The following is a 23,475-nucleotide window of genomic DNA, read 5'->3' as shown; positions in this document are numbered from 1 at the left end:
AAGAAAACGGCCATCAATTTTAGATGACCGTTTTTTTATAATCAATTAGTAGTATTACTCATTAATTCCAATATCGCCTTGGGATACTATAGTTGCCAAGTCGTCCGGACTTAAATGTACATTTATGTACCCATCTACATCCAGTACGCCTTGATAGCTAAAGGGAGTTTCGTCATCCAAAACATCTACATGAGTTTTGCTTATTCCAGTCGTTCCATCTACGGGATTGAACGAGAAAATAATAGGTCCAGTTTCAGCTGCACTATTAGCGTGAATATGGGCTGGGTGAATTCCGCCTGCCGGAGTTCCAGTCAATTCAATTACTGCAAGCGCATCACCGCTAACGCGTTCAAAAAAGGTAGCGTCTCCACTGATTCCTGGAACATCTACCGTAGCAAGTGCATACGTTTTAGAAGTTCCTGTTAACTCGTTTTCACCAATATCTCCTTGTGCTACAATGGTTCCTAAATCATCTGCACTCAAATGCACATTTATATAACCGTCCATAATCAAAACGTCATCATATAAAAAAGCGGAATCATCATCTAGCATGGCAACATTGGTCATGCTCATTCCAGAAGTACCATCTACCGGATTAAAAGTAAATAGAATGTCTCCGGACTCGGCAGCAGTGTTGGCATGAATATGGGCAGGGTGCATACCTCCATCGGGCGTACCCTCCAGCATTATAGTGGCCAAAGCTTCACCGTTTACACGTTCATCGAAAGTTGCCGTACCCGAAATGGTTGGAACGGCCACGGAACCTAATTCATAGGTTTTGGATTCTCCGGTCAATTCATTTTGTCCTATATCACCTTGGGCAACAATGGTTCCAAGATTGTCTGCGCTCAAATGAATGTTGATGTATCCGTCAACTTCCAATACTTGATCATAACCAAAGGCGGTATCATCATCCAAAGCGGCTACATTGGTCATGCATATACCCGTAGCACCATCAACAGGATTGAAAGTGAAGATAATATCACCACTTTCCGCAGCGGTATTCATGTGAATGTGTCCAGGGTGCGTACCATTTGCTGGTGTATTGTTTAGCATAATTGTTGCCAATGCCTCGCCGTTAACTCGTTCTTCAAATGTGGCCGTACCGTCAATACCATCTACGTCTTTCGATCCTAATTCGTAAGTCTTAGATTCACCTGAAAGTTCATTTTGTCCTATATCGCCTTGTGCTACTAAAGTTCCAAGGTCATCCGCACTTAAATGAATGTTTATATATCCATCATATGTTAGGACATCATTATAGGTAAAAGCACTTCCATCGTCCAATTCGGAAACATTCGTTTTGCTAATTCCAGAAGCTCCATCCACAGGATTAAAGGTAAAGGCAATATCACCACTTTCAACGGCCGTATTCATATGGATATGTCCAGGGTGCATTCCGTCAGCAGGAGTATTGTTCAATACAATTGTTGCGAGCGCTTCTCCATTGACACGTTCGGAAAAAGTTGCCGTTCCGCTGATATCGTCAACAGCAACACTACCCAATTCATATACTTTGGTATTTCCATTAAGTTCGTTTTGGCCAATATCGCCCTGTGCGACCAAGGTGGCTAGGTCATCGGCACTTGCGTGCACATTGATGTATCCATCAAAGTCTAGTAATTCCTCGTAGGAAATTGAAGTTCCTTCGTCCAAAGTTGAAAAAGTTACCGTACTCATACCCGTGGAACCATCTACAGTTCCTAAGGTTATGGCGATATCACCACTTTCGGCGGCGGTATTAAAATGAATATGTGCGGGATGCATTCCGCCATTTGGCGTGTTTTCCAAGCTTAATTCAACGGTTATTGAGTTATCTTCATTATCTATAACCTTTGCCGTACCCGAAATATCAGGATTGGAAACTGAACTAAGTTGATATGTTGTTGAATCACCCCCATCAACGATTGGAGGTATAATGTCGTCATCGTCATTACTACAAGATGTAATGAGCATTGCGCCCATGATGATGGGCAAAATTAATTTGATAGTTTTTCTAATCTTCATAATAATTTTTATTTATATTTTACTTTCAGAAGGAAATTTCAAGGGTTAGTTTTAATGAGCATCTTTAAACTATGTGGCCCCTGGCAATTCCAACATACTTTAATAAACAATTCCTTGAAGGATACTTTTTGCTTTAAAGAATTTAAAATTGACCAAGAACGTTGTGCCATGAAAATTGGAACCGACGGAGTCTTACTCGGAGCATGGACTAACTTGGAAATAGAACCAGAATCTATTTTGGATATTGGTGCAGGAACAGGTATTATCTCTTTAATGCTTGCCCAAAGAAGCGATGCTTTAACCATTGATGCGCTGGAAATCGATGAAAATGCCTATGAACAATGTGTGGATAATTTTGAAGGTTCGCCATGGGGAGATCGTTTATATTGCTATCATGCGGGTTTGGATGAGTTTGTGGATGAAATCGATGATAATTACGAACTAATAATTAGTAACCCTCCTTTTTATAGTGAAGCAGTTTCTAGTGGAGATGTTTCTAGGGATTTGGCGCGTCAAAATGATTCATTGCCTTTTTCAGAATTATTGGAGGGGGTTTCCAAGTTATTATCCAAGGAAGGTGTTTTTTCAGTAATCATTCCATTTAAAGAAGAGCGACGATTCATTGATTTAGCCAGTTCCTTTAAATTATTTCCAAAAAGGATTACCCAAGTAAAAGGGAATAAAGCAGCACCGTTTAAAAGAAGTCTGTTGGAGTTTTCAAGACGTAAGGAACAGGTTATTATGACTGAATTAATTATAGAGGAAGAAAGACATGTGTATACCGAGGACTATATCAAATTAACAAAGGACTTTTACTTAAAAATGTAACTTTTTATTTAGCTAATGTTATATTTTTACGTAACTATTAAATAGTGTATATGAGAACCGACTTATTTGAAGCCCCAGACTATTATAATTTGGACGATTTATTATCCGAGGAACATAAATTGGTGCGTGATGCCGCAAGACAATGGGTAAAGAGAGACATTTCACCTATCATAGAGGAATATGCCCAAAAAGCAGAATTCCCCAATCAAATTATCAGTGGATTGGCCGAAATTGGAGCTTTCGGACCCTATATTCCGGAGGAATATGGTGGTGCAGGCTTGGATCAGATTAGTTATGGACTTATAATGCAGGAAATAGAACGAGGAGATAGCGGAGTGCGCTCAACGGCCTCCGTTCAGTCCTCTTTAGTCATGTATCCCATCTATACCTATGGAACAGAGGAGCAAAGAAAAAAGTATTTACCCAAATTGGCCAGCGGTGAAATGATGGGCTGTTTCGGTCTCACCGAACCCAATCATGGCTCCAATCCCGGAGGAATGGAAACCAAATACAAGGATATGGGAGGCCACTATTTGCTCAATGGAGCAAAACTGTGGATTTCCAATTCTCCCTTTGCGGATATCGCCGTGGTTTGGGCAAAAAATGAGGAAGGTAGAATTCATGGTTTGATTGTAGAGCGAGGTATGGAAGGATTTTCTACTCCGGAGACACACAATAAATGGTCTTTAAGGGCCTCAGCGACCGGGGAGCTTATTTTTGACAATGTTAAGGTCCCTAAGGAAAACATACTACCTAATAAAAGTGGGTTAGGAGCTCCATTGGGTTGTTTGGATTCCGCTAGATATGGAATTTCTTGGGGAGCTATCGGAGCTGCCATGGATTGTTATGATACTGCCCTTAGATACGCTAAGGAACGCGAACAATTTGGAAAACCTATTGCAGCTACGCAACTACAGCAAAAGAAGTTGGCCGAAATGATAACCGAGATTACCAAAGCCCAATTATTGGCCTTTAGGCTTGGCCAGCTAAAAAATGAAGGTAGGGCTACAACGGCCCAGATATCCATGGCAAAAAGGAATAATGTAGAAATGGCCATAAAAATTGCAAGGGAGGCAAGACAGGTACTAGGAGGAATGGGTATCACTGGAGAGTATAGTATTATGCGGCATATGATGAACTTGGAGAGTGTAATTACCTATGAGGGAACGCATGATATACACCTCTTGATTACCGGAGCGGATATTACCGGACATCAAGCATTTAAATAAGATAACAAAATCCTTAGGTTAGCTTAACATATCCTCAAAAATAGGGCGCTATTTTTGCCGTGCGTGTAATTTAAGATTCATGTAGTTTTTTGAGTTAGTTAGCTAAAGCCGATGGGAGCATCGGCTTTTTTTGTGGCTTAAACTCTGGAAAGTTACTGGGTATTAATTTTTAAGAAACGTCTTATACCACTTTCCGGAACTCTTTATGGTTCGCTTTTGCGTATCAAAATCTACATGGACCAGACCAAAGCCCGGGTTATACCCTTCTGCCCATTCAAAATTATCAGTTAAGGTCCAAACAAAATACCCTCCGATATTGAGCCCCTCTTTTTTAGCCTTCAAAACTTGTTCAATATAAGTGGCTAAATATTTTGTCCGTTTTTTATCCTGGATTTTACCTTTTTTAAACTTGTCCTTAAAAGCTGCTCCATTTTCGGTTATAATCAAATTTGGAATATGTTTATAGGAATTGTATTTGCGAATCATTTCATAAATGCTAGGGGGATACACTTCCCAATCCATTAAAGTCGTACCAACACCCCTCTTCGGTGCCTTTATGATTTTTGCACCTATATAGGGTATAAAATAACTGTGCTGAACCACTTCTCTGGTATAATTTTGTATCCCTATAAAGTCAAACTTGAATTGACTGTTTTCAATATCACCGGGAAGTATATAAGGATTCAATTTCTTCAAGATCGGTAAATCCTTTGTAGGATACCCCAAACCAAGTACAGGTTCAATAAAAAGTCGATTTAATAATGCATCCACTTTTTTTGCTGCTCTTTTGTTCCTTTTGGAATTGTTTTTAGGAACAATGTAAGAACATGAATAGGTTGTTCCAATGATTACGTCAGGAATATTCTCCTTTAGTATACGACCACCCAATGCCTGTGCTAGTTGCGCGTGATGTACAGCTGGAAGAAAATTTTTCATTCTTTTTTTACCAGGGGCATGAATTCCTAAAAAATAACCGCCACCGGTAAAGACCATGGGTTCATTCAGTATCATCCAATGTTTTACACGGTTTCCAAAATTAGAGGCACAAATCTTGACATATTCCTCAAACCAGTCCAGAATTTTTCTATTGGTCCATCCGCCTTGCTTTTGTAGTTCATGTGGAAGGTCCCAATGATATAAGGTAACCCAAGGTTTTATTTTGCACTCCAAACAGAAGTCAATAACATTATTATAAAATTTGATACCTTGTTGGTTGACTTTTCCGGTCCCATCCGGTAAAATTCGACTCCATGATATCGAAAACCTAAAATTTTTAATGTTCAAGGACTTCATTAAAAGGATATCCTCTTTATAGCGATGATAAAAATCACAGGAGACTTTAGCTGTTTGATTTTTATGGATATTTCCTTTTTGCATTGTAAAGGTATCCCATATAGAGAGTCCTTTTCCATGTTTTTTGTAAGCGCCCTCTATTTGAAATGCAGCTGTTGAAATACCCCAAATGAATTCTTTCCCAAAATCAGAGGCTTTTATTTTTTTGGGCATAACTAAAGGTTACATGGTTTATACTTCAAAAGGGGCCTTTAATAAGCTTTGTACAATCTCCATGGTAATATCGGGGTAATCCACCTCTACTTTATTTTTAGTTTCTACCCAGTTCATTACTTTGGGTAAATGTTTTTCTTTTAGTGATTTTATAACGGGTACATTCATAGCCTGTAGTGCAGCAGCATTACACTGTTGTTCATATTGACCTTTCATGGGAACCACCAATAATTTTTTTTGCATAAACAATGCCTCGGCGGGAGTTTCAAATCCAGCACCACAAAGTACACCTCTACTTTTGGCCATACTGTCCACAAAAGCTTCATTGGTAATGGGTCGGATATTTAGATTTTTCGTTACGATTTCACTGGTATTATGTTTAGAGAAAACATCCCACTTTACATTGGGTATTTGAGAGAGGAAGTGAATAATTTTCCCATCACTATATGATGGAAGGTATACCGTGTAATGATCACCTTTTTTAGTAACTGACTTGCGGATATCATCTCTGATAATTGGTGTAAAAATACCCTGCTCATATGCTTTAAAATGAAGGCCGAACTGATGACTGCTAGGGGCATAATTTTTTAAAATCATTCTACCAATGGCATCACTTTTTTTTGGTTTGGGAGCTTTACTCGATAGTACTGCAGATTGATGGCTAAAACTAAAACATGCTTTTTCTGAAATCTTACAGGCCCAAGCGGATACCGGTTCAAAGTCGTTTATAATTAAATCATACTTGTCAATCGGAATACTTTTAATTTCCTTTTGGAGTCTTATGGAATTAGATTTCAAATAGGTTTTCCACATATTTACCCCTCCCTTTTTCCCAAAGATGAAACTTAGGCCTTTGCATTGATACTTTACTTGATACGGAATTTGGATGTCTGCCTGCGTTCCACTTACAAGTAAATCCAAATCCACGCCTTCTCTTAACAGGGCTGGAATCACATCCCTGGCCCTACTCAAATGACCATTCCCAGTGCCTTGGATCGCATACAATACTCGCATAAGTGTTCCTATATTATTTCACTTTAACAAGACTTCCTGAACTGAATTCATCCATTAAGCTCTGAAAAAGCTCGGCTTTTTCCATAATGGGGTGTTCTTCTACCTGATCTTGAACTTGATTAATAATTCCTATATCATCATAATAGGAATAAAGTCTCCATTTACCTCTGTTATATTCCAAAGCGGTCAAGTTCTCGATCCAATCTCCAGAATTAAGGTAGGTCACTTTTCCTTTTTCAGTTGCAATCTCACGTATTTCAGGTTGATGAATATGTCCACAGACGACGTACTCATATCCATTTTCAATAGCTATTTCGGCCGCTGTAACTTCAAAATTATTTATAAATTTTACTGCGGTTTTAACCCCGTTTTTTATTTTTTTCGACATGGATATGGGGCCTCTCCCTAATTTTTTACTTAAAAAATTAATCCCCCTGTTCAAGAGAATCAAGAAGTCGTATCCTTTAGCTCCCAGTTTGGCAACCCATTTGGAATGTTGCATAGTAACGTCAAAAACATCACCATGAAAGAACCATGCTTTCTTTCCATGTAGTGGTAACACTACTTTATTGGTTATGCTCAAAGAACCCATCTGGAAACCGGTAAACTTTCTTAGCATTTCATCATGGTTGCCCGTTACATAATGTACTTTGACACCTTTGGTGATCCATCCCATAACGTATTTTATAATTTTCATGTGCGATTTTGGCCAATAACGTTTGCTAAATTGCCAAATATCAATGATGTCTCCATTGAGGATTACTTCCTTGGGGGCAATGCTTTTTAGATACCTTAAAAGCTCGTTTGAATGGCATCCATAGGTGCCAAGATGCACATCTGATAACACCAAAATATCAACAGGTCTTTTTTTCATATAATGTGGAAATGATTATGGTTCGTTATTGAAAAGAGAGTGGTATTAGATAGGTGTCCTAAGAAACCAGGAAGTAATGCGGAAAAGCCATTCAGTTGAATTTTCATGTACGGAAAATCTCTGAATACAAATTTGGGAGTTTTAGTCTAGTTCAGGGTTATGGGGAACTTATGTTTCGGTTAGCAGATTGTTAAGATGTCTGCCTACAAAACAATAAAAAATTAGGAAATGGTGGCCTAATTTAATTATGCTAGGCCTTCTTTCAATACTTAACAACAATTTCTTCCCGATTCACCACATAAATCCTCCATCTTACAACAAATTGTTCATACATCGATGTTTCACCTTTATATTTACCCTGTATTTAAAAAGTAAATAATTTTTCATTTTCATATAGTGTTCTCGTAAAAGAGTCTGGTTACAAAAAGCCAGACTCTTTTTAGTTTAAGGATTATGGGAATAATAAGGAGCATAAAAAAGCCGGTTGTGAATTCACAACCGGCTTTTATTCTTATTCATTTAAATTACCATAAAGGAGTTTTATATAGCCCCTCCTCCGTTTTTTCCTTTAGGTTGGCCACAGCTTTTTCCTTATCACTGGCATAAGTAACACCAAACCATTCACCTCCTGAAGGTATACATTTCACTTCTACCTCATTTGCCTGCAGCATTTCTTGAATCATAAAGGGTAAATACAATTCACTGGTCGCTATTTTATCTTCGTCTTGCAGGAAGATTTTAAGTTCAGATTCTATTTTATCGAATATGGAAGGCCTGCAAACCCAAAAATTCATACTGGCTTGTTCTTCACCTGTAAATTCCAATCCCGTATCTTCGTCAACTATTTTATTGCCATGCTGTACAAGCTTTAATCTTTCATTGACAGATACTAGATTATCGCCATCAACTTTACACACTCCTCTAGAAACGGAACCGTGTTCAGAAAGTGTATTTTTTAGGGTATACCCTAAAAGCGCATAGGCTTCGTTGTTGGATTTTATAAAATCCGCTGCTTTTTTATAAACAGATTGCCCATAGTAATCATCGGCGTTTAAAACGACAAATGGTCCGTTAACTACGTTTCTAGCCGTCCAAACGGCATGGGCTGTACCCCATGGTTTTTTACGGTCACCCTTATAATCCACTCCTTTCGGTAAATCGCTTATTTCTTGGGCAAGAACATCTAATTTAATGTGGTCAGGCAATCTTTGTCTAAGGTGTTCTTCCAAAAAGGAAACATTCTCTTTTTTTGTGATAACCACTATTTGTTCAAAGTTATTCTGAATGGCATCGTAGATAGCAAATTCCATTAAAAACTCTCCTTCTGGACCTAAATCATCAAATTGTTTAAGCTTTCCGTACCTACTACCGCTTCCGGCGGCCATTAAAAGTAAAGTCATTGTTTAAAATTTTAGGACCCAAAAATAAGGATTGTAGTTATAACATAGCCTATCGTTTGGGTGAATGAACAACTATTGTCTATAAACTTAACGATTTGGTCATGTTTCCTAAAAGGCAGCAAGTCTGCAATATGGCAAACTGATAATTATCATGTTTTAAAAGACAAGCTAGAATTAATTTTGTGTATTCATAGAACCAATTATGTGCAGTCTTATTCAAAAATACAATATACCGGGTCCTAGATATACCAGTTATCCCACGGTACCATTTTGGGATATAAATTCTTTTTCTGGAAAAAAATGGGAAGCTACGGTACGACAGAGTTTCTCTGAATCCAATTCTAAGGAAGGTATTAGTCTATATATTCATTTACCATTTTGTGAAAATATGTGTACGTTTTGTGGATGCCACAAGCGAATAACCAAAAGGCATGACGTTGAGGTTCCATACATTAAAACACTATTAAAAGAATGGTCTCTATATCTTGAACTTTTTGATGAAAGGCCCATTATTAAAGAGTTACATCTGGGCGGTGGTACACCAACATTTTTTAGTCCGGAGAATTTGACAATGCTTATCAACGGCCTTTTTAGAAAGGCGGATAAGGCTGAAGCATATGAATTTAGTTTTGAAGGTCATCCCAATAATACCACTAGGGAACATTTACAGGCTTTGTACAATGTTGGTTTTAGAAGAGTGAGTTTTGGCGTTCAGGATTATAATGAAACCGTACAAAAGGCCATAAATAGAGTACAGTCCTTCGAGAATGTTAAAAATGTAACGGATTGGGCCCGAGAGATAGGATATACATCCATTGGTCATGATATTATATTTGGGTTACCACATCAAACTTTGAATCATGTCCTGGAAACTATAGAAAAAACAAAAGCCTTAATGCCGGACCGGTTGGCATTCTATAGCTACGCTCATGTTCCCTGGCTCAAGGGTAATGGACAGCGAGGTTATAAAGATTCAGACTTGCCATCGGCAGAAGAAAAACGAGAGCAGTACGAAGCAGGAAAACTGGAGCTGGCCAAAGCAGGATATGTAGAAATAGGAATGGATCATTTTGCATTAAAAACAGATAGTCTTTATCATTCCATGCGTGATCAAAACCTACATAGGAATTTTATGGGTTATACAGCTTCAAAAACTCAATTAATGGTCGGTTTGGGTGCTTCCAGCATAAGTGATAGCTGGTATGGTTTCGCTCAAAATGTTAAGGGTTTGGAGGAGTATCAACATTTAGTAGAAAACAATATTATCCCCATTTTTAGAGGGCATATTTTAAGTGATGAGGATATGGTCATCAGAAAACATATTCTTAACTTAATGTGTCAATTGGAAACTATTTGGTTCAGTGAATCCGCACAATTCAAAACACTTCCGAATGTTATGGATAGATTGAAGGAAATGAGGGAGGACGGTCTTTTGGAAATGACCGCCTATGAATTAAAAATTACCGAAAAGGGAAGACCATTCGTTAGGAATATTTGTATGGCTTTTGACCTAAAATTACATGAAAAGACTCCCGAAACCAGATTGTTTTCAATGACAATCTAATTGTTTAACCTAATACATACCTGTTATGAAAAGTATTATAGTTCCGATAGATTTTTCAGAAATATCCGAATATGCCTTTGAAGTTGCTGCTGCTATAGCCAAAAAAAATGATGCCACTCTTTATGTGCTACACATGCTGGAGTTAAATCAGGCCATGTTGACCTCCACCGAAGGTTTTCATCCGGAACAAACTGTTTTCTTGATAAAACTGGCAGAGAAAAGATTGAATGAGTTCTTGGACAAACCCTATTTAGAAGGCGTTAAGGTTGAGCCTATCATCAAACACTATAAGGTTTTTGGTGAAATAAGTAGCGTAGCCGAAGAAAACGATGCAGATTTAATTGTAATGGGAAGTCAAGGTGCAGATGGTCTCAAAGAAATGTTCGTAGGCTCCAATACGGAAAAGGTAGTTAGAAATTCAGATATTCCCGTACTGGTGATTAAGTCCAAAATGAAAGATTTTAATCCCAAACAAATGGTTTTTGCCTGTGATTTAAGGAATGAAAATATACATGCCCTTCAAAGGGCCAAGGCCATAGCGGATGGTTTTTCTGCAGAACTTAAACTTGTGTATATTAATACTCCTGGAGATGATTTTTTAAGTACGGCGGAAATTCAAAAACGAATAAAATCCTTTTGTGATTTGGTTGGTTTCGAACTTCTTATCGCCATTTACAATGACTACAATGTTGAAAGAGGAGTATTGAATTTTGGGATGGAGAGCAACGCCGATATGATAGGTGTTCCCACCCACGGAAGAAAAGGCCTGTCCCACTTTTTCATGGGAAGTATAGGCGAAGATATTGCTAACCATGCAAACTTACCTGTGATAACCTTTAAGATTTAGTTGAGGTTAATATAATCACAGTTTTTAGTTAGTTGATAAAGGGTGTGAAAACACCCTTTCTTATGTTAAAAGCATTTTTACCGGGTCCCAATTTACGGGTTGCTTTTTATAGTAGCTTTCATTGGCCAAAAGCGCTGCCCCCGCCGCTCTTAATCCAAAAGTGGGATTTTCTATTACAGAGCCCTTGTCTCGTATTGCCGTAAAAAAGTTATTAAAATGGTCGTAATGTCCGCCTTTATAATCCCTTTCGGCTTCCCAGGTAGTGGTTCCAGTACTAAGCGCCGAAGACCTTGGTTCTAGGTTTTCCTTGATATACCCTTTGCGGATTTTTTCTTGCATCTCTTCGGTAAAGGAAACCATGGAATAACCTTGGGGAATCATATTCAGTTTAGAGCGCTTTACCGAAACTGAATTCTGGCCGACCTCCATTTCACCCTCCGTACCAATTAGCTTAAATCCACCGCCACCTCCACTACCCGCAATGAAGTTGATTCTAAAGGCTGCATTGAAGGCAGCATGGGTATCAGTTTTGGGGTAGTCATATAGGGTTATGGATACATCTGGAACATCACGTCCGTCTTTCCAATATCTTAACCCACCTGTTGCCAAAGCTCTGTTGGGACCTTTTGAACTTATAACATGATTTAACGTAGAAAATGCATGTACGAACAAGTCACCGGCAACACCGGTACCGTAATCCTGATAGTTCCTCCAACGAAAAAAACGCTTGGGCTCAAATGGTCGCTTCGGTGCGTTGCCAAGAAAGGTGTCAAAGTCCACCGTTTCTGGATTTGCATCCGGTGGAATAGGGTACTGCCAGGCACCTTCTGCGGAATATCTATCATTATACATATCCAACATCACGATATCACCAATGGCCCCTTCTTCATATAACTGTTTCGCCTTTTCGTTCCCCAAGGAAGACATTCCTTGACTTCCAATTTGACAGATTTTACCCGTTTCTTTTTGAGTTTTGATAATGGCCTCACCCTCCTCAGGATTCTGCACCATAGGTTTTTCACAATAAACATGCTTCCCGGCCTTCAACGCATCAACTGTAATCTTTTGATGCCAATGGTCCGGTGTTGCTATTATAACGGCATCTACATCCCTTCTGTTTAAAATATCCCTATAGTCCCGAGTAGTAAAAATAGAATCTCCCCAAAGTTCTTTAGCTCGGGCCAGACGACCTGTATACAGATCACATGCGGCTACTAATTCTATTCCATCGACCCGTAGTGCGGTTTGGGTATCATAAATGCCTTGGATTCCCGTACCAATCAAGGCTAGGTTAATTTTGTCATTGGCGCTAAAATTTTGTGAGGTATAACTTCTTGTAAGCATTAGTTTTTCCTCGAACGAGGAAGCGAATATGTATGGGCTTGAGGTTACGGCAGCTGAAGTTAAGGTAGCCTTTTTTATAAAGGACCTCCGGGAGTTATTGTTGCTCATGGTCTGTATTAAATTGGTTTTTAAATCTCAATGATTTTAAAAATAAGGAATTTTAGGTGATAATCGAGATTTAAATGATCTGCAGCTTGCACCGAAATGTCTAAAAGTTTTCATTTAAAATCTTATCGCCCCTTCCAAAATAGTTTACCTAGGATTGCGATGTTCAAATATTTTCATGAACAACATGGTGTTCATCTTTCTTGCCCTATTTTTTGCTATCCAAGCATTTTCTCCTGAAAAAAGCTCATCTATGGTGGCGAACCAAAGGTTTAACCATATGCCAAAGTGTTCCATGGTCATGGTATTTCCCATGAAATCATCGGTTCTCTGATGGGCCTTAATCGGGTCACCTGAATATTTTCTTTTCAAGAACAATTGGGATTCCCAAAAGTCGGTCAATAGTTCTAAATGCGCATCCCAATCCTTGATAATTCCGTTAAAGATTGGACCCAAAGTATCATCCTTACGGATTTTGCGGTAAAAGGATCTAACGAGGAACGAAACATCTTTTCTGTTATCCAAGGTTGGTTTGCTATCCATTTTAGATGATTTTAAGTTCTCCATCTATGCCAAAGTTTCCATCATGAAGGCATAAAGTTCCTGTATTTGAGGCTTTCCTTTCCTTTTGCCCATTTGACCAAAAATATATAAGGCGATCCATATGAAAATTAAAAAAGCCATCAATCCTATTTGTAATCCGTATGTTTTATTCAATGAAGCACTGACATAGGCCCAAATTCCAAGAATTATAAACAAGGTAGCCACAATGAAATGGAGAAACATAAAAAATGTCCATAATGTTGGGTTTGGCCCAAAGAAACCATAGATTTTTGAGTTCTTGTCGTCGATGGCATCTATCTCCAAATGAAGTTGCGGAGATCCAAAATGGGTGGCCTGTTTATTGTATTTTATGAATATGTGGTTGTCTAGACATTTAATAAGAAATGGGTCCTTTTTAGCCTCTACAAATTTTCTCAATAATAACGCTCTATTTCCTAGTGTTTCCAGTTGAAATCTAGGCCTTAGGACGATATCATTGGGAAGTTTTTTCATGTATTGTTCAAGGGTGACATTCCATTTGGGAAGAGGCTATTTCTGTAACTGGTTTCGGTGAAACGTAAGGAATCCCCAAACCAAGTCCTCGGAGGATAAAAAGTGCTCCCATAATTACTATAAATACAGGTATCAATTTTTGAACACGCTTTTTAATTCCTCCTTTTAACAAACCACTAAAGTAAACTGCACTTGTCATTAACGGAACGGTACCCAAGCCGAACAAAACCATATAGGCACTTCCTTGTACAATATTGCCCATAGCTATTGCACCAAATAGGGCCATATATACCAATCCACATGGAAGGAAGCCGTTTAGAAAGCCAATGGTAAGGAATGTGTCCGATGTTTTCTTTTTAAACTCCTTACCCAACCTACTCTTAATTTTGGAAAAAACTTTATACACAGGGCGACTGATATGGAATCTATTCAGAACTTTAGCTGGAATAAGAACCAGGATAATCATAAAAATACCAATAGCGACAGATAGTTTTTGCTGCATTCCAAAGACATAAAGTCCTTTTCCCAAAATGCCAAATACGAGACCTATTATGCCATAAGCCAATAATCTACCCAAATGATAAAGGCTTACTTGCGCTGCCTTTTTGAGATTATTAGAATGATCCACGGGTAACATAAAGGCAATGGGTCCACACATGCCAACGCAATGCAGACTTCCCATAAATCCTAATATTAGTGCGGAGAGTAACATGATTTAATATGTAATATTTTCCTTGTGTAAATATTCCTTGCCATTATATACCCAATTAACTTTAATGTCCCAGCGACCATCCAACAAGCGCTTGTCAGGTATGAGCAAATGGTTATTGGACAAACTTATGGGTAAGTCAAAATCCAATTGCTTATTAGATGGTCTGTATAGGGACACTGTTCCTTGAATTTTATTTGGGTCCAAATTTTTTGGAAAAACAATTTGAAGGCCATTTGCCTGCTTCTTCAATTCTAGATTAACAATGTCGTTTGTTGCATTGTTTTGGGCATCTATCTCTTTTTGATAGGCAAGCTCCTGTCTGTAATAATCCTCTGTAACCAAATCGTGGTTGGCCCTTCTATCGGAATTCATTTTTATGACAAAGAACATGATGAAGCTTATGAAGCCAATAAATGCTAATACAATTCCGGTTCCCCAATTAATTTTCATATCCTTTGTTTTAATTTTACTAGTCAATTATAGCTTCTAGGCGCCATAAAAGAGCACATGGTGGTCTCTATGAGCTTATCTCCACTATATACTCCAATTTTCAATTTTTCTTTGTCACTTTTTATGGCCGCATTGTTGATTTCGATAAAAAGTGTTCCTTCTGCCAAGTCTTGGGCAGGCACTTCAAAGTTTTCATTTCGGACCAATTTCACAGTACCTTTGTGCGACATAAGTTTGAAACTTACGTCTTCTACATCCTTGGTGGTTTTGTTTATCAATTTGTAAGTGTATACATTACTAATGATATTACCTTCCTTATGCTCATAAAGTTGTCCTGGCAATCTTAAGATGTTAGCTTCCAAATTATTTCTTAAGAACATCATACCCACCAATACGCCAATTAAAATTACGAGCACTGCGGAATAGCCTTTTAACCTTGGGGTGAATCTGAACTTTTCCTTCTTTGTTATTTCATTCTCACTGGCATACCTGATCAAACCTTTGGGAAGGTTAACCTTTTCCATAATGGTATCACATTCATCAATACAGGCAGTACAATTAACGCATTCTAATTGTGTTCCGTTTCTAATGTCGATTCCGGTAGGGCAAACGTTTACACACTGTGAGCAATCGATGCAGTCACCATAACCAAGTTCCTTTCTGTCCTCATTTTTTCTCCATTTCTTTCTTCCGTTCTCTGCTTCACCTCGTTTATGGTCGTAGGCCACGATGATGGACTTATTGTCTAGCAAAACCCCTTGCATTCTACCATAGGGACATGCTATGATACATACCTGCTCCCTGAACCAAGCAAAAACAAAGTAGAAAACCCCGGTGAATATAAGAAGGGAGACAATCGTGCTTAAATGTTGAAAAGGTCCTTCCGTGACATATCTTATCAATCGGTCACTTCCAATGAGATAAGCCAGGAAAACATTAGCTATAAGGAACGATATGATGAAGAATATAATCCACTTAAGTACTCGTTTTCTTATTTTTTCTGCGTTCCATGGCTGCCTGTCCAATTTCATCTGGGCACCACGGTCCCCATCTATCCAATATTCGATTCTTCTAAAGACCATCTCCATGAAAATAGTCTGCGGACACATCCAACCACAGAAAATACGGCCAAAGGCAACTGTGAATAGTGCAATGAATATCACCCCAATTATCATGGAGATAACGAACAGATGAAAATCTTGAGGCCAAAAAGGAAATCCAAATATATTGAAACGACGTTCCAACACATTGAACATTAAAAATTGGTTGCCATTAATCTTTACAAATGGTGCGGCGAATAGAAATGCCAATAGAAAGTAACTAACATATTTCCGATATTCATAAAATTTCCCACTTGGTTTCTTGGGAAAGACCCAAGCCCTTTTTCCTTCCTCGTTTATAGTTCCTATGGAATCCCTAAAGTTTTCTTGATCCTGTGCCATTACAAATTAGTTTGCCTTATTCATTATTAGGGATAGTTGTTTTTGGTCGGGGTTGTTAAATTGCTTACTTGTTATTATTTTATGAATTATTTCAATTGAACGCCACATGCCAATTCTATTATTGACATGTGGTTTTTCAATTTTGATACCGTTACTTTATTACAGTACCTTCCTCGTCAATGGATTTAATAAACTCCAAACTGTCCACTTCAACCTCTATTTTTACAGAGTCTACGGCTGGGGCACCTTCAACATTCATATGTGGACTTATGATAATATCCCCTTCCGGTGCTTTTGGATTTGCAGGGGTGGTTCCTTGAAAATTCAAGACATAACTTGCTACCTGAGCCATTTCTACGGGTTTAAGGCTTTGTTTCCAAGCAATCATCCCTTTACCGTCTCGTCCTCCTTCTGAAATGGTATTGAAGACCGTTTTAATATCACCGCCCAATATCCAGTTCTGGTCCGTAAGATTTGGACCAATTCCTCCTCCACCATCTGCCATATGACAGGCAACACAGTTAGATTCAAAAACAGCCTTGCCAGCGGCAATATCAGAGGCATCGGTTAATAGTTCAACAGTGTTCACATCCACCAAATCTTTAGCATTCTTTTTGTACTCCGCTATTTCGGCTTCCGCAAGGGTGACTTCCGTTAAGTATTCGGTATCTTGATCATAATCGTTGAAAACGTGGAATCTGACTAAATAAACCAAACCAAAAATGATGGTCGCATAGAACATATAGACCCACCACGGTGGTAATTTATTGTCCAGTTCTCGAATACCGTCATAATTATGGTCCAAGATGATTTCCCCTTCAGCTTCAATAGGCTTAGACCCCAATAAATTTTTGTAGGTCTTTTTTCCCCAAGTCCATTCCGTTCCTTTTTCCTTTGAGGCCAAGTAGCGTTCTTTTGCCTCATCTGATAGCGTTTGGTACATTACATTTTCAATGGAGGCCAAGATTAACTCTATTCCAATAAGGAGTAGTAAAATAAACCCCAAGAATAAAGACGCGATTGGATATTCAATAAATGCCGGTTTGTCTCCCGAGTCAATGAAAAACTCCATCAATCCAAAAGTCGCAAAAAAGAGTAGTGGAAGTCTAATCCACCAAGGTCCTAGATTCTTCATAATTCAATATTTTGTTGGTTGTTATTCTCTAATGGAATCTCACTTACTTCTTTAATGTAATCCTTGGATGCGGTGAAGACCCACCAAAACAGTAATACAAAAAAGACGAAGAAAATCAATAATGATAACATTGGGTAGGTGGCTACCCCCTCAATGTTTTCCATATATCCTTTTACAAATTTGAGCATGGTTATTTGTTTTCTGAGATTAGTTCGTTTGTTTCTTTTATCTTAATATCTGTTCCCAATCGCTGTAGGTAGGCAATCAAGGATACAATTTCTCTATCTCGCATCTCTACGAATTCTTCTCCATTTTCAGCGGCATATTTTTTATCCGCCTCATATGTGGAAGCAAAATCCGGATCGCTATATAGGTTTTTCTCTATTTGTGTAGCTTGCTCGTTCATGTTGGCCTCAGCATTGGCAATGTCTTCCTCGGTGTAAGGAACTCCCAAGGTGACCATGGCCTCCATCTTTTCCCTAATCCCGCTGCGATCGTGCTTGTTTCTTATTAACCAAGAATAGGATGGCATAATAGAACCAGAGGAAGTGGTCTGTGGATCGTACATATGGTTTAAGTGCCAGTTGTCCGTGTATTTGCCACCGACCCTTAATAAGTCCGGACCTGTTCTTTTACTTCCCCATAAGAATGGATGGTCATAAACGAACTCCCCAGCTTTGGCGTATTCCCCATATCGCTCAACCTCACTTCTAAAAGGTCTGACCATTTGAGAGTGACAGCCCACACAACCCTCTCGAATATAAAGGTCTCTACCTTCAAGTTCCAATGGCGTGTATGGTTTTACACTGGTGATGGTTGGTATATTTGATTTTACCAGAATCGTGGGTACAATTTGGATGATACCTCCAATAAGGATGGCTACCGTAGCCAAAATTGTTAATTGTATCGGTTTACGTTCCAACCAGGTGTGGAATGTTTCACCAGCAGTTCTACTTTTAGAAACCCTTGTAAGTGCTGCTGCTTCTGCCAATTCATCCTCAACTTTTTGACCTGATTTTATGGTAACTACAACATTATAGACCATGACAAGAGCACCAACAATGTAAAGACTACCGCCAATGGCCCTCATCCAATACATAGGCATTATTTCGTTTACCGTTTCCAAGAAGTTACCGTACACTAACGTTCCATCTGGATTAAAGTCCTTCCACATCAAAGCTTGTGTAAACCCGGCAACATACATTGGAAGAGCGTATAATATAATTCCTAAAGTTCCAATCCAGAAATGGAAGTTGGCCAATCCCGTAGATGCCAATCGGGTCTTAAACATTTTAGGTACCAACCAATAAATCATACCAAAGGTTAGGAATCCGTTCCAAGCCAAAGCTCCAACATGTACGTGTGCTATAATCCAGTCGCTGAAATGCGCAATGGCATTTACATTTTTCAAGGATAGCATAGGGCCCTCAAAAGTTGCCATACCGTAGCCTGTAATAGCTACTACCATAAACTTTAAAGTAGGATCCGTACGAACCTTGTCCCAAGCACCTCTTAAGGTCAATAGACCGTTGATCATACCACCCCAGGATGGCGCAATGAGCATCACTGAAAAAGCGACTCCAAGGTTTTGTGCCCAATCTGGTAAGGCAGAATATAACAAGTGATGAGGTCCTGCCCAGATATAAATAAATATCAAGGACCAAAAGTGAACAATAGACAGTTTATAGGAATAAACGGGTCTGTTCGCTGCTTTAGGCACAAAATAATACATAAGCCCCAAAAATGGAGTGGTTAAGAAAAAGGCCACGGCATTGTGTCCGTACCACCACTGTACCAAAGCATCCTGTACACCAGCATACACCGAATAACTTTTTAATGCACTCACGGGTAATTCCAAACTATTGAAAATGTGAAGAACAGCTACCGTTACAAATGTGGCCAAATAGAACCAAATGGCAACATATAAATGGCGCTGTCTTCTTTTGATCATTGTACCAATAAGGTTAACACCGAAAGCAACCCATATAATGGCAATGGCAATATCTATGGGCCATTCCAGTTCGGCATATTCCTTTGAGGTAGAAAAGCCTAAAGGAAGTGTAATTGCCGCGGCAACGATAATCAATTGCCAGCCCCAAAAGTTTATGTTACTAAGAATGTCACTGAACATTCTTGCTTTCAAAAGCCGCTGTGTTGAGTAATAAACACCGGCAAAAATTGCATTACCTACAAAGGCGAAGATGACCGCGTTCGTGTGCAATGGTCTTAAACGACCAAAACTTAGCCATGAAATTCCGTCCGTAACATTCGGGAACAGGAACATAAAAGCCAATAAAAGGCCAACGGACATACCAACAATGCCCCAGAGCATTGTGGCGTAAATAAACTTTTTTACGATTTTGTTATCGTAATAAAACTGCTGTACTTCCATAGTTGATTAGTTATTTGATTCTATTGATGTATCCAAATTAGATTGCTGTAAATCCTTTTTCTGTTTAACAAGCTCATCTTCAAAAAGCATTCTTACAGATGGCGTATAAGAGTCATCATATTGACCGTTTTTTACCGAAAGGATAAATGCGATAAAAAACACAATTGCGACCGTTATACTAATGGCCAATAACACATAAATTACACTCATACCTACCTGAATTTCGGGGTAAAATTACCGTTGATGATTCCTTTTAAATATGACATTTATCAGTTTTAAAAATTTTATGCTATCCTTTTTATGGTCAATCCAATTTTCTTCCTAAAAGATTGGTCATTACCGTGGTAAATACAACAACACTTATAGAACTTAAGGGCATTAAAATGGCGGCGATTACAGGTTCTAATTGACCCGTGACAGCAAAATAAAGGCCCACCACGTTATAGAGTAGTGACAATAAAAAACTAAGTTTTATAATTTTCATAGCTTTTTTGGAAGCCACAATATATTGGTATAGCTGTTTGAATTTTGATGCATCCATGATACCATCGCAGGCTGGTGAAAAAACGTTGATGTTTTCCGAGATGGCAATACCTACTTCTGCTTGAGCCAATGCCCCTGCGTCATTTAATCCGTCCCCGACCATCAATACTTTTTTGCCTTGGTCTTGAAGTGAAGTGATAAAAGCTAGTTTGTCTTCCGGTTTTTGATTGAAATACAAAGGAGTAAGTTTTGGCAACAATTTTTCCAGGTTTGCTTTTTCTCCTTCGTTGTCTCCTGATAAAATAGCGAGCTGTAGAGCATCTGACATTTCTTCGAATACTTTTGAAACCCCTTCCCTATATTCATTGTGAAAAACATACTTGCCTTTGTAGCTGTTATTACTGGCAACGTGAACCGCTGTATTCAGACTATCGGATACCTCCATGTTACCCACAAATTCTGAAGAACCTATTTTGATATATTTGTCCCCTTTACTTCCTTCCAGACCTTTACCTAAATGTTCTTCATAATCGTCCAATGTAATTATATTGTAATCTGACAGTATATCATATAATGTTCTGCTTAAAGGGTGATTCGAAGCGCGAAGTGTATTTTTAAGAAGTGATTCTTCTTCTTGGGTCAATGGCATACCTTCATACGTGGCCGTACTTCTTTTTGCCGTGGTAATGGTACCTGTTTTGTCAAAAATTGCGGTATCTACCCTTGCTAATTGCTCTAAGGCATTAGTATCCCTAAGGTAAAATTTCTTCTGTCCAAAAATACGTAGCATGTTTCCCAAAGTGAAGGGTGAGGCCAACGCAATGGCACAAGGGCATGCAATAATGAGTACGGCCGTAAAGACATTCATTGCTCGGCTAGGGTCTTGGAATAGCCAAAAAAACGTTGCAAGAAACGCTACTGTAAGAACTCCTACAGTAAATCTTTTGCCAATACTGTCCGTAATCGTTTGGAATCGGGTTGATTTATCCGTTTTAAAGACCGAGTTGCTCCAGAGTTGGGTGAGGTAACTTTGCGAAACAGATTTTAAGGCTTCCACCTCTATTGAACCGTTCATTTGTCGGCCACCGGCAAAGACTTTGTCTCCAAATTCAATTTCGACCGGTACAGATTCTCCGGTAACGAAACTATAGTCGATTTGTGCCCTTCCTTTAAAAAGAACACCATCAACAGGAATAAGTTCCTCATTTCTAATGAGTAGTCTATCTCCTTGTTTAATTTCATGAACTTGGGTGCTCTCTTCTTTTCCGTCTTTGTTGATTCGAGTTACGGCTATGGGGAAATAAGACTTATAATCCCTTTCAAAAGAAAGGAAGGAGTAGGTTTTTTGTTGGAAGAACTTGCCCAGCAATAAGAAAAAGACCAGCCCGGTAAGCGAGTCGAAAAAACCACTTCCCCAATCAAAAATTATTTCCAAGGTACTCCTTAAAAAAAGTACAAGAACACCTAAGGCTATGGGGACATCAATATTTAAAATTTTAGAGCGTAATCCTTTATAGGCGGATATGAAATAGTCTGATCCTGCATAGAAAACGACCGGTAAGGAAAAGGCAAACATTAACCATCTAAATACGCTTTGGTATTGGTTGAGCCAAAACTCACCGCCTGCAGCTTCACTTGAATTCAAATCAAAATATTCTGGAAAGGATAAGAACATTACGTTGCCAAATGCAAAGCCCGCCACTCCAAGTTTGTAGATTAGGCTGCGGTCTATCTGTTTCTTCTTACCATCAAAATCCTCTAACGATATATAGGGTTCATATCCAATTTTGGCAAGTAAAAGTACGACCTCCTTTAAAGTTGTTTTTCGACAGTTGTAAGTGATACGGACTGTTTTTTCAGAAAAATTTACTTGGGAAGAACTAATGAACAGGTTCAGTTTGTTCATGTTTTCAAGGATCCAAATACAGGAACTGCAATGAATTAAGGGTATATAGAGGTTTACAATTTGAATATTGCCATCATTGAACTCCGTCAACCGTTCAACAATACTCTCCGTTTCTAGAAAGTCATATTTCCCCTCAATTTTTGCAGGAGTAGACCCTGCGGAAGATTGAAGATCATAATAATAGGAAAGATTGTTTTCCGAAAAAATCTCATATACCGTTTTGCAGCCGTTACAACAGAAGCATTTTTGGTCATATTCAATACAATCGGAACCGCAATCGTCACCACAGTGATAACAGTTTTGCTTTTCCATAATCCATTTGCTAATACCTAGGGCAAAGGTTTAGTTTCAATCGCTTTTAAAATATGATAATTATCAGTTTTTACCTACTTTTAAGGTGTTAAATTTGCGAAGTCAGGTAAATCAGAATGAAATGGAAAGCAGATGTGAAAATTGTATTGTCCGTCAGTTCAACTCCTTGCGGGCTATGTCCAAGGAAGAACTAAAGCGGGTATCCGATTCAAAAACTACAAAAACCATTAAAAAAGGCGAATCTATTTTTAGGGAAGGTGAAAAACTGGACGGTGTATTTTGTGTTCGTGATGGTATTTCCAAACTATCCAAATTAAGTGCCAACGGGAAGGATCAAATTGTGAAATTGGCCAGTAAAGGTGAAGTAATTGGTCAACGCTCCGTAGTAGCGGAAGAAAGTGTAAACTTAAGCGCGGTCGCCGTAAGTGATATGGAAGTATGTTTTATCCCAAAAGATGGGATTGTTTCTACATTACATACCAATCCCAATTTTACATTAGAGGTTTTAAGGCATATGGCCCACGATTTAAAAGAAGCGGATGATGTTATCGTGAACATGAGCCAAAAAAACGTAAAACAACGTATTGCCGAGGCCTTTATCTACTTGAAGACTAATTTTGGGGAGGACGAAGAGGGTTATTTGAAATTGGTACTCTCTAGGGAGGATATTTCCAATGTTGTAGGCACAGCGATTGAATCCTGTATCCGAATTATATCCGAATTCAAGAAAAAAGGATATCTAAAGACTTCTGGAAAAAGAATTGGTATCATCGATGAAAAAGCCTTGAATAACTTGGTTGAAGGTTTTTAACTGCACTAATTTTAAAAGCTGACATATGTCATAGTTTGCTTTGGCTAAGCCATCTAAT

At 38.6% G+C, this 23,475-nt stretch carries 21 protein-coding genes; 5 read left to right on the top strand and 16 right to left on the bottom strand.

The window, feature by feature from the left end; translation table 11 throughout:
• Nucleotides 1-54: 54 nt before the first annotated feature.
• Entirely contained in the window at nucleotides 55-2,007 is a 1,953-nt protein-coding gene (locus PP182_RS02405; protein WP_272649734.1) for a CHRD domain-containing protein, read from the bottom strand.
• A 114-nt stretch (nucleotides 2,008-2,121) separates the two neighbouring features.
• Here PP182_RS02405 and PP182_RS02400 point away from each other — a divergent pair, with 114 nt between their 5' ends.
• Complete coding sequence (locus tag PP182_RS02400) at nucleotides 2,122-2,835, top strand: tRNA1(Val) (adenine(37)-N6)-methyltransferase (protein ID WP_272649733.1); 714 nt, start codon at nucleotides 2,122-2,124, stop codon at nucleotides 2,833-2,835.
• Nucleotides 2,836-2,885: 50 nt separating this feature from the next.
• Nucleotides 2,886-4,064 carry an acyl-CoA dehydrogenase family protein gene (locus PP182_RS02395; protein ID WP_272649732.1) on the top strand — a complete coding sequence of 393 codons (1,179 nt, stop codon included), beginning with the start codon at nucleotides 2,886-2,888 and terminating at the stop codon, nucleotides 4,062-4,064.
• Between the two features lie 162 nt (nucleotides 4,065-4,226).
• Here the strand turns inward: PP182_RS02395 and PP182_RS02390 are convergent, their stop codons facing one another.
• The 4 genes from PP182_RS02390 to PP182_RS02375 all read right to left on the bottom strand — a co-directional run bounded on the left by PP182_RS02390 (nucleotide 4,227) and on the right by PP182_RS02375 (nucleotide 8,858).
• The gene (locus PP182_RS02390; RefSeq protein WP_272649731.1) at nucleotides 4,227-5,570 is read right to left on the bottom strand and encodes a GH1 family beta-glucosidase; all 1,344 of its coding nucleotides are present in this window, start codon (nucleotides 5,568-5,570) and stop codon (nucleotides 4,227-4,229) included.
• Between the two features lie 18 nt (nucleotides 5,571-5,588).
• On the bottom strand, nucleotides 5,589-6,584 hold the full coding sequence (locus tag PP182_RS02385) for a glycosyltransferase family protein (protein WP_272649730.1): 996 nt from the start codon (nucleotides 6,582-6,584) through the stop codon (nucleotides 5,589-5,591).
• 13 nt (nucleotides 6,585-6,597) lie between these two features.
• Nucleotides 6,598-7,458 carry a UDP-2,3-diacylglucosamine diphosphatase gene (locus PP182_RS02380; RefSeq protein ID WP_272649729.1) on the bottom strand — a complete coding sequence of 287 codons (861 nt, stop codon included), beginning with the start codon at nucleotides 7,456-7,458 and terminating at the stop codon, nucleotides 6,598-6,600.
• Between the two features lie 524 nt (nucleotides 7,459-7,982).
• Nucleotides 7,983-8,858: a nucleotidyltransferase family protein gene (locus PP182_RS02375; RefSeq protein WP_272649728.1), complete on the bottom strand. Its 876-nt coding sequence runs from the start codon at nucleotides 8,856-8,858 to the stop codon at nucleotides 7,983-7,985.
• A gap of 202 nt (nucleotides 8,859-9,060) precedes the next feature.
• Between PP182_RS02375 and hemN the strand changes: the two genes are divergently transcribed.
• Together hemN and PP182_RS02365 are read left to right on the top strand one after the other, a co-directional pair.
• Nucleotides 9,061-10,422 (top strand): oxygen-independent coproporphyrinogen III oxidase, encoded by a 1,362-nt coding sequence (gene hemN, locus PP182_RS02370; protein WP_272649727.1) that lies wholly within the window; start codon nucleotides 9,061-9,063, stop codon nucleotides 10,420-10,422.
• 25 nt (nucleotides 10,423-10,447) lie between these two features.
• Complete coding sequence (locus tag PP182_RS02365) at nucleotides 10,448-11,269, top strand: universal stress protein (protein WP_272649726.1); 822 nt, start codon at nucleotides 10,448-10,450, stop codon at nucleotides 11,267-11,269.
• 60 nt (nucleotides 11,270-11,329) lie between these two features.
• Here PP182_RS02365 and PP182_RS02360 read toward each other — a convergent pair whose 3' ends face one another.
• From PP182_RS02360 to PP182_RS02310, 11 genes are all read right to left on the bottom strand, one after another.
• Nucleotides 11,330-12,721 (bottom strand): Gfo/Idh/MocA family protein, encoded by a 1,392-nt coding sequence (locus tag PP182_RS02360; protein WP_272649725.1) that lies wholly within the window; start codon nucleotides 12,719-12,721, stop codon nucleotides 11,330-11,332.
• A gap of 144 nt (nucleotides 12,722-12,865) precedes the next feature.
• Complete coding sequence (locus PP182_RS02355; RefSeq protein WP_272649724.1) at nucleotides 12,866-13,261, bottom strand: group III truncated hemoglobin; 396 nt, start codon at nucleotides 13,259-13,261, stop codon at nucleotides 12,866-12,868.
• A gap of 24 nt (nucleotides 13,262-13,285) precedes the next feature.
• Entirely contained in the window at nucleotides 13,286-13,774 is a 489-nt protein-coding gene (locus PP182_RS02350; RefSeq protein ID WP_272649723.1) for a GTP-binding protein, read from the bottom strand.
• Between the two features lie 7 nt (nucleotides 13,775-13,781).
• Complete coding sequence (locus PP182_RS02345; protein ID WP_272649722.1) at nucleotides 13,782-14,486, bottom strand: sulfite exporter TauE/SafE family protein; 705 nt, start codon at nucleotides 14,484-14,486, stop codon at nucleotides 13,782-13,784.
• Nucleotides 14,487-14,489: 3 nt separating this feature from the next.
• The gene (locus PP182_RS02340; RefSeq protein WP_272649721.1) at nucleotides 14,490-14,936 is read right to left on the bottom strand and encodes a FixH family protein; all 447 of its coding nucleotides are present in this window, start codon (nucleotides 14,934-14,936) and stop codon (nucleotides 14,490-14,492) included.
• A gap of 23 nt (nucleotides 14,937-14,959) precedes the next feature.
• Complete coding sequence (gene ccoG / locus PP182_RS02335) at nucleotides 14,960-16,378, bottom strand: cytochrome c oxidase accessory protein CcoG (protein ID WP_272649720.1); 1,419 nt, start codon at nucleotides 16,376-16,378, stop codon at nucleotides 14,960-14,962.
• A 151-nt stretch (nucleotides 16,379-16,529) separates the two neighbouring features.
• Nucleotides 16,530-17,513: a cbb3-type cytochrome c oxidase N-terminal domain-containing protein gene (locus tag PP182_RS02330; protein ID WP_272649719.1), complete on the bottom strand. Its 984-nt coding sequence runs from the start codon at nucleotides 17,511-17,513 to the stop codon at nucleotides 16,530-16,532.
• Nucleotides 17,510-17,701 (bottom strand): CcoQ/FixQ family Cbb3-type cytochrome c oxidase assembly chaperone, encoded by a 192-nt coding sequence (locus tag PP182_RS02325; RefSeq protein WP_272649718.1) that lies wholly within the window; start codon nucleotides 17,699-17,701, stop codon nucleotides 17,510-17,512. Before PP182_RS02325 ends, PP182_RS02330 begins: the two co-directional genes overlap by 4 nt.
• Nucleotides 17,702-17,703: 2 nt before the next feature.
• Nucleotides 17,704-19,905, bottom strand: coding sequence for a cytochrome-c oxidase, cbb3-type subunit I (gene ccoN / locus PP182_RS02320; protein ID WP_272649717.1), 2,202 nt, complete (start codon nucleotides 19,903-19,905; stop codon nucleotides 17,704-17,706).
• A gap of 6 nt (nucleotides 19,906-19,911) precedes the next feature.
• Nucleotides 19,912-20,115 (bottom strand): cbb3-type cytochrome oxidase assembly protein CcoS, encoded by a 204-nt coding sequence (gene ccoS / locus PP182_RS02315; RefSeq protein ID WP_272649716.1) that lies wholly within the window; start codon nucleotides 20,113-20,115, stop codon nucleotides 19,912-19,914.
• A 94-nt stretch (nucleotides 20,116-20,209) separates the two neighbouring features.
• Complete coding sequence (locus PP182_RS02310) at nucleotides 20,210-22,606, bottom strand: heavy metal translocating P-type ATPase (protein ID WP_272649715.1); 2,397 nt, start codon at nucleotides 22,604-22,606, stop codon at nucleotides 20,210-20,212.
• A gap of 121 nt (nucleotides 22,607-22,727) precedes the next feature.
• On the opposite strand from PP182_RS02310, the gene PP182_RS02305 reads away from it, so the two are divergent.
• The gene (locus PP182_RS02305; RefSeq protein WP_272649714.1) at nucleotides 22,728-23,417 is read left to right on the top strand and encodes a Crp/Fnr family transcriptional regulator; all 690 of its coding nucleotides are present in this window, start codon (nucleotides 22,728-22,730) and stop codon (nucleotides 23,415-23,417) included.
• The last annotated feature ends 58 nt before the right edge of the window (nucleotides 23,418-23,475 follow it).

It is taken from the genome of Maribacter sp. PR1, from assembly GCF_028464145.1.
In the GTDB taxonomy this organism is placed as follows: Bacteria; Bacteroidota; Bacteroidia; order Flavobacteriales; family Flavobacteriaceae; genus Maribacter.
The sequence above is the reverse complement of the archived record's forward strand: the minus strand, read 5'-3'. Positions and strand labels throughout refer to the sequence as shown.

Excerpts from the sequence above, each read along its gene's own strand:
- PP182_RS02405 (WP_272649734.1), bottom strand. The coding sequence starts at position 2,007 with ATGAAGATTAGAAAAACTATCAAATTAATTTTGCCCATCATCATGGGC.
- PP182_RS02395 (WP_272649732.1), top strand. The coding sequence starts at position 2,886 with ATGAGAACCGACTTATTTGAAGCCCCAGACTATTATAATTTGGACGAT.
- PP182_RS02390 (WP_272649731.1), bottom strand. The coding sequence starts at position 5,570 with ATGCCCAAAAAAATAAAAGCCTCTGATTTTGGGAAAGAATTCATTTGG.
- PP182_RS02385 (WP_272649730.1), bottom strand. The coding sequence starts at position 6,584 with ATGCGAGTATTGTATGCGATCCAAGGCACTGGGAATGGTCATTTGAGT.
- PP182_RS02380 (WP_272649729.1), bottom strand. The coding sequence starts at position 7,458 with ATGAAAAAAAGACCTGTTGATATTTTGGTGTTATCAGATGTGCATCTT.
- PP182_RS02375 (WP_272649728.1), bottom strand. The coding sequence starts at position 8,858 with ATGACTTTACTTTTAATGGCCGCCGGAAGCGGTAGTAGGTACGGAAAG.
- hemN (WP_272649727.1), top strand. The coding sequence starts at position 9,061 with ATGTGCAGTCTTATTCAAAAATACAATATACCGGGTCCTAGATATACC.
- PP182_RS02365 (WP_272649726.1), top strand. The coding sequence starts at position 10,448 with ATGAAAAGTATTATAGTTCCGATAGATTTTTCAGAAATATCCGAATAT.
- PP182_RS02360 (WP_272649725.1), bottom strand. The coding sequence starts at position 12,721 with ATGAGCAACAATAACTCCCGGAGGTCCTTTATAAAAAAGGCTACCTTA.
- PP182_RS02355 (WP_272649724.1), bottom strand. The coding sequence starts at position 13,261 with ATGGATAGCAAACCAACCTTGGATAACAGAAAAGATGTTTCGTTCCTC.
- PP182_RS02350 (WP_272649723.1), bottom strand. The coding sequence starts at position 13,774 with ATGAAAAAACTTCCCAATGATATCGTCCTAAGGCCTAGATTTCAACTG.
- PP182_RS02345 (WP_272649722.1), bottom strand. The coding sequence starts at position 14,486 with ATGTTACTCTCCGCACTAATATTAGGATTTATGGGAAGTCTGCATTGC.
- PP182_RS02340 (WP_272649721.1), bottom strand. The coding sequence starts at position 14,936 with ATGAAAATTAATTGGGGAACCGGAATTGTATTAGCATTTATTGGCTTC.
- ccoG (WP_272649720.1), bottom strand. The coding sequence starts at position 16,378 with ATGGCACAGGATCAAGAAAACTTTAGGGATTCCATAGGAACTATAAAC.
- PP182_RS02330 (WP_272649719.1), bottom strand. The coding sequence starts at position 17,513 with ATGAAGAATCTAGGACCTTGGTGGATTAGACTTCCACTACTCTTTTTT.
- PP182_RS02325 (WP_272649718.1), bottom strand. The coding sequence starts at position 17,701 with ATGCTCAAATTTGTAAAAGGATATATGGAAAACATTGAGGGGGTAGCC.
- ccoN (WP_272649717.1), bottom strand. The coding sequence starts at position 19,905 with ATGGAAGTACAGCAGTTTTATTACGATAACAAAATCGTAAAAAAGTTT.
- ccoS (WP_272649716.1), bottom strand. The coding sequence starts at position 20,115 with ATGAGTGTAATTTATGTGTTATTGGCCATTAGTATAACGGTCGCAATT.
- PP182_RS02310 (WP_272649715.1), bottom strand. The coding sequence starts at position 22,606 with ATGGAAAAGCAAAACTGTTATCACTGTGGTGACGATTGCGGTTCCGAT.
- PP182_RS02305 (WP_272649714.1), top strand. The coding sequence starts at position 22,728 with ATGGAAAGCAGATGTGAAAATTGTATTGTCCGTCAGTTCAACTCCTTG.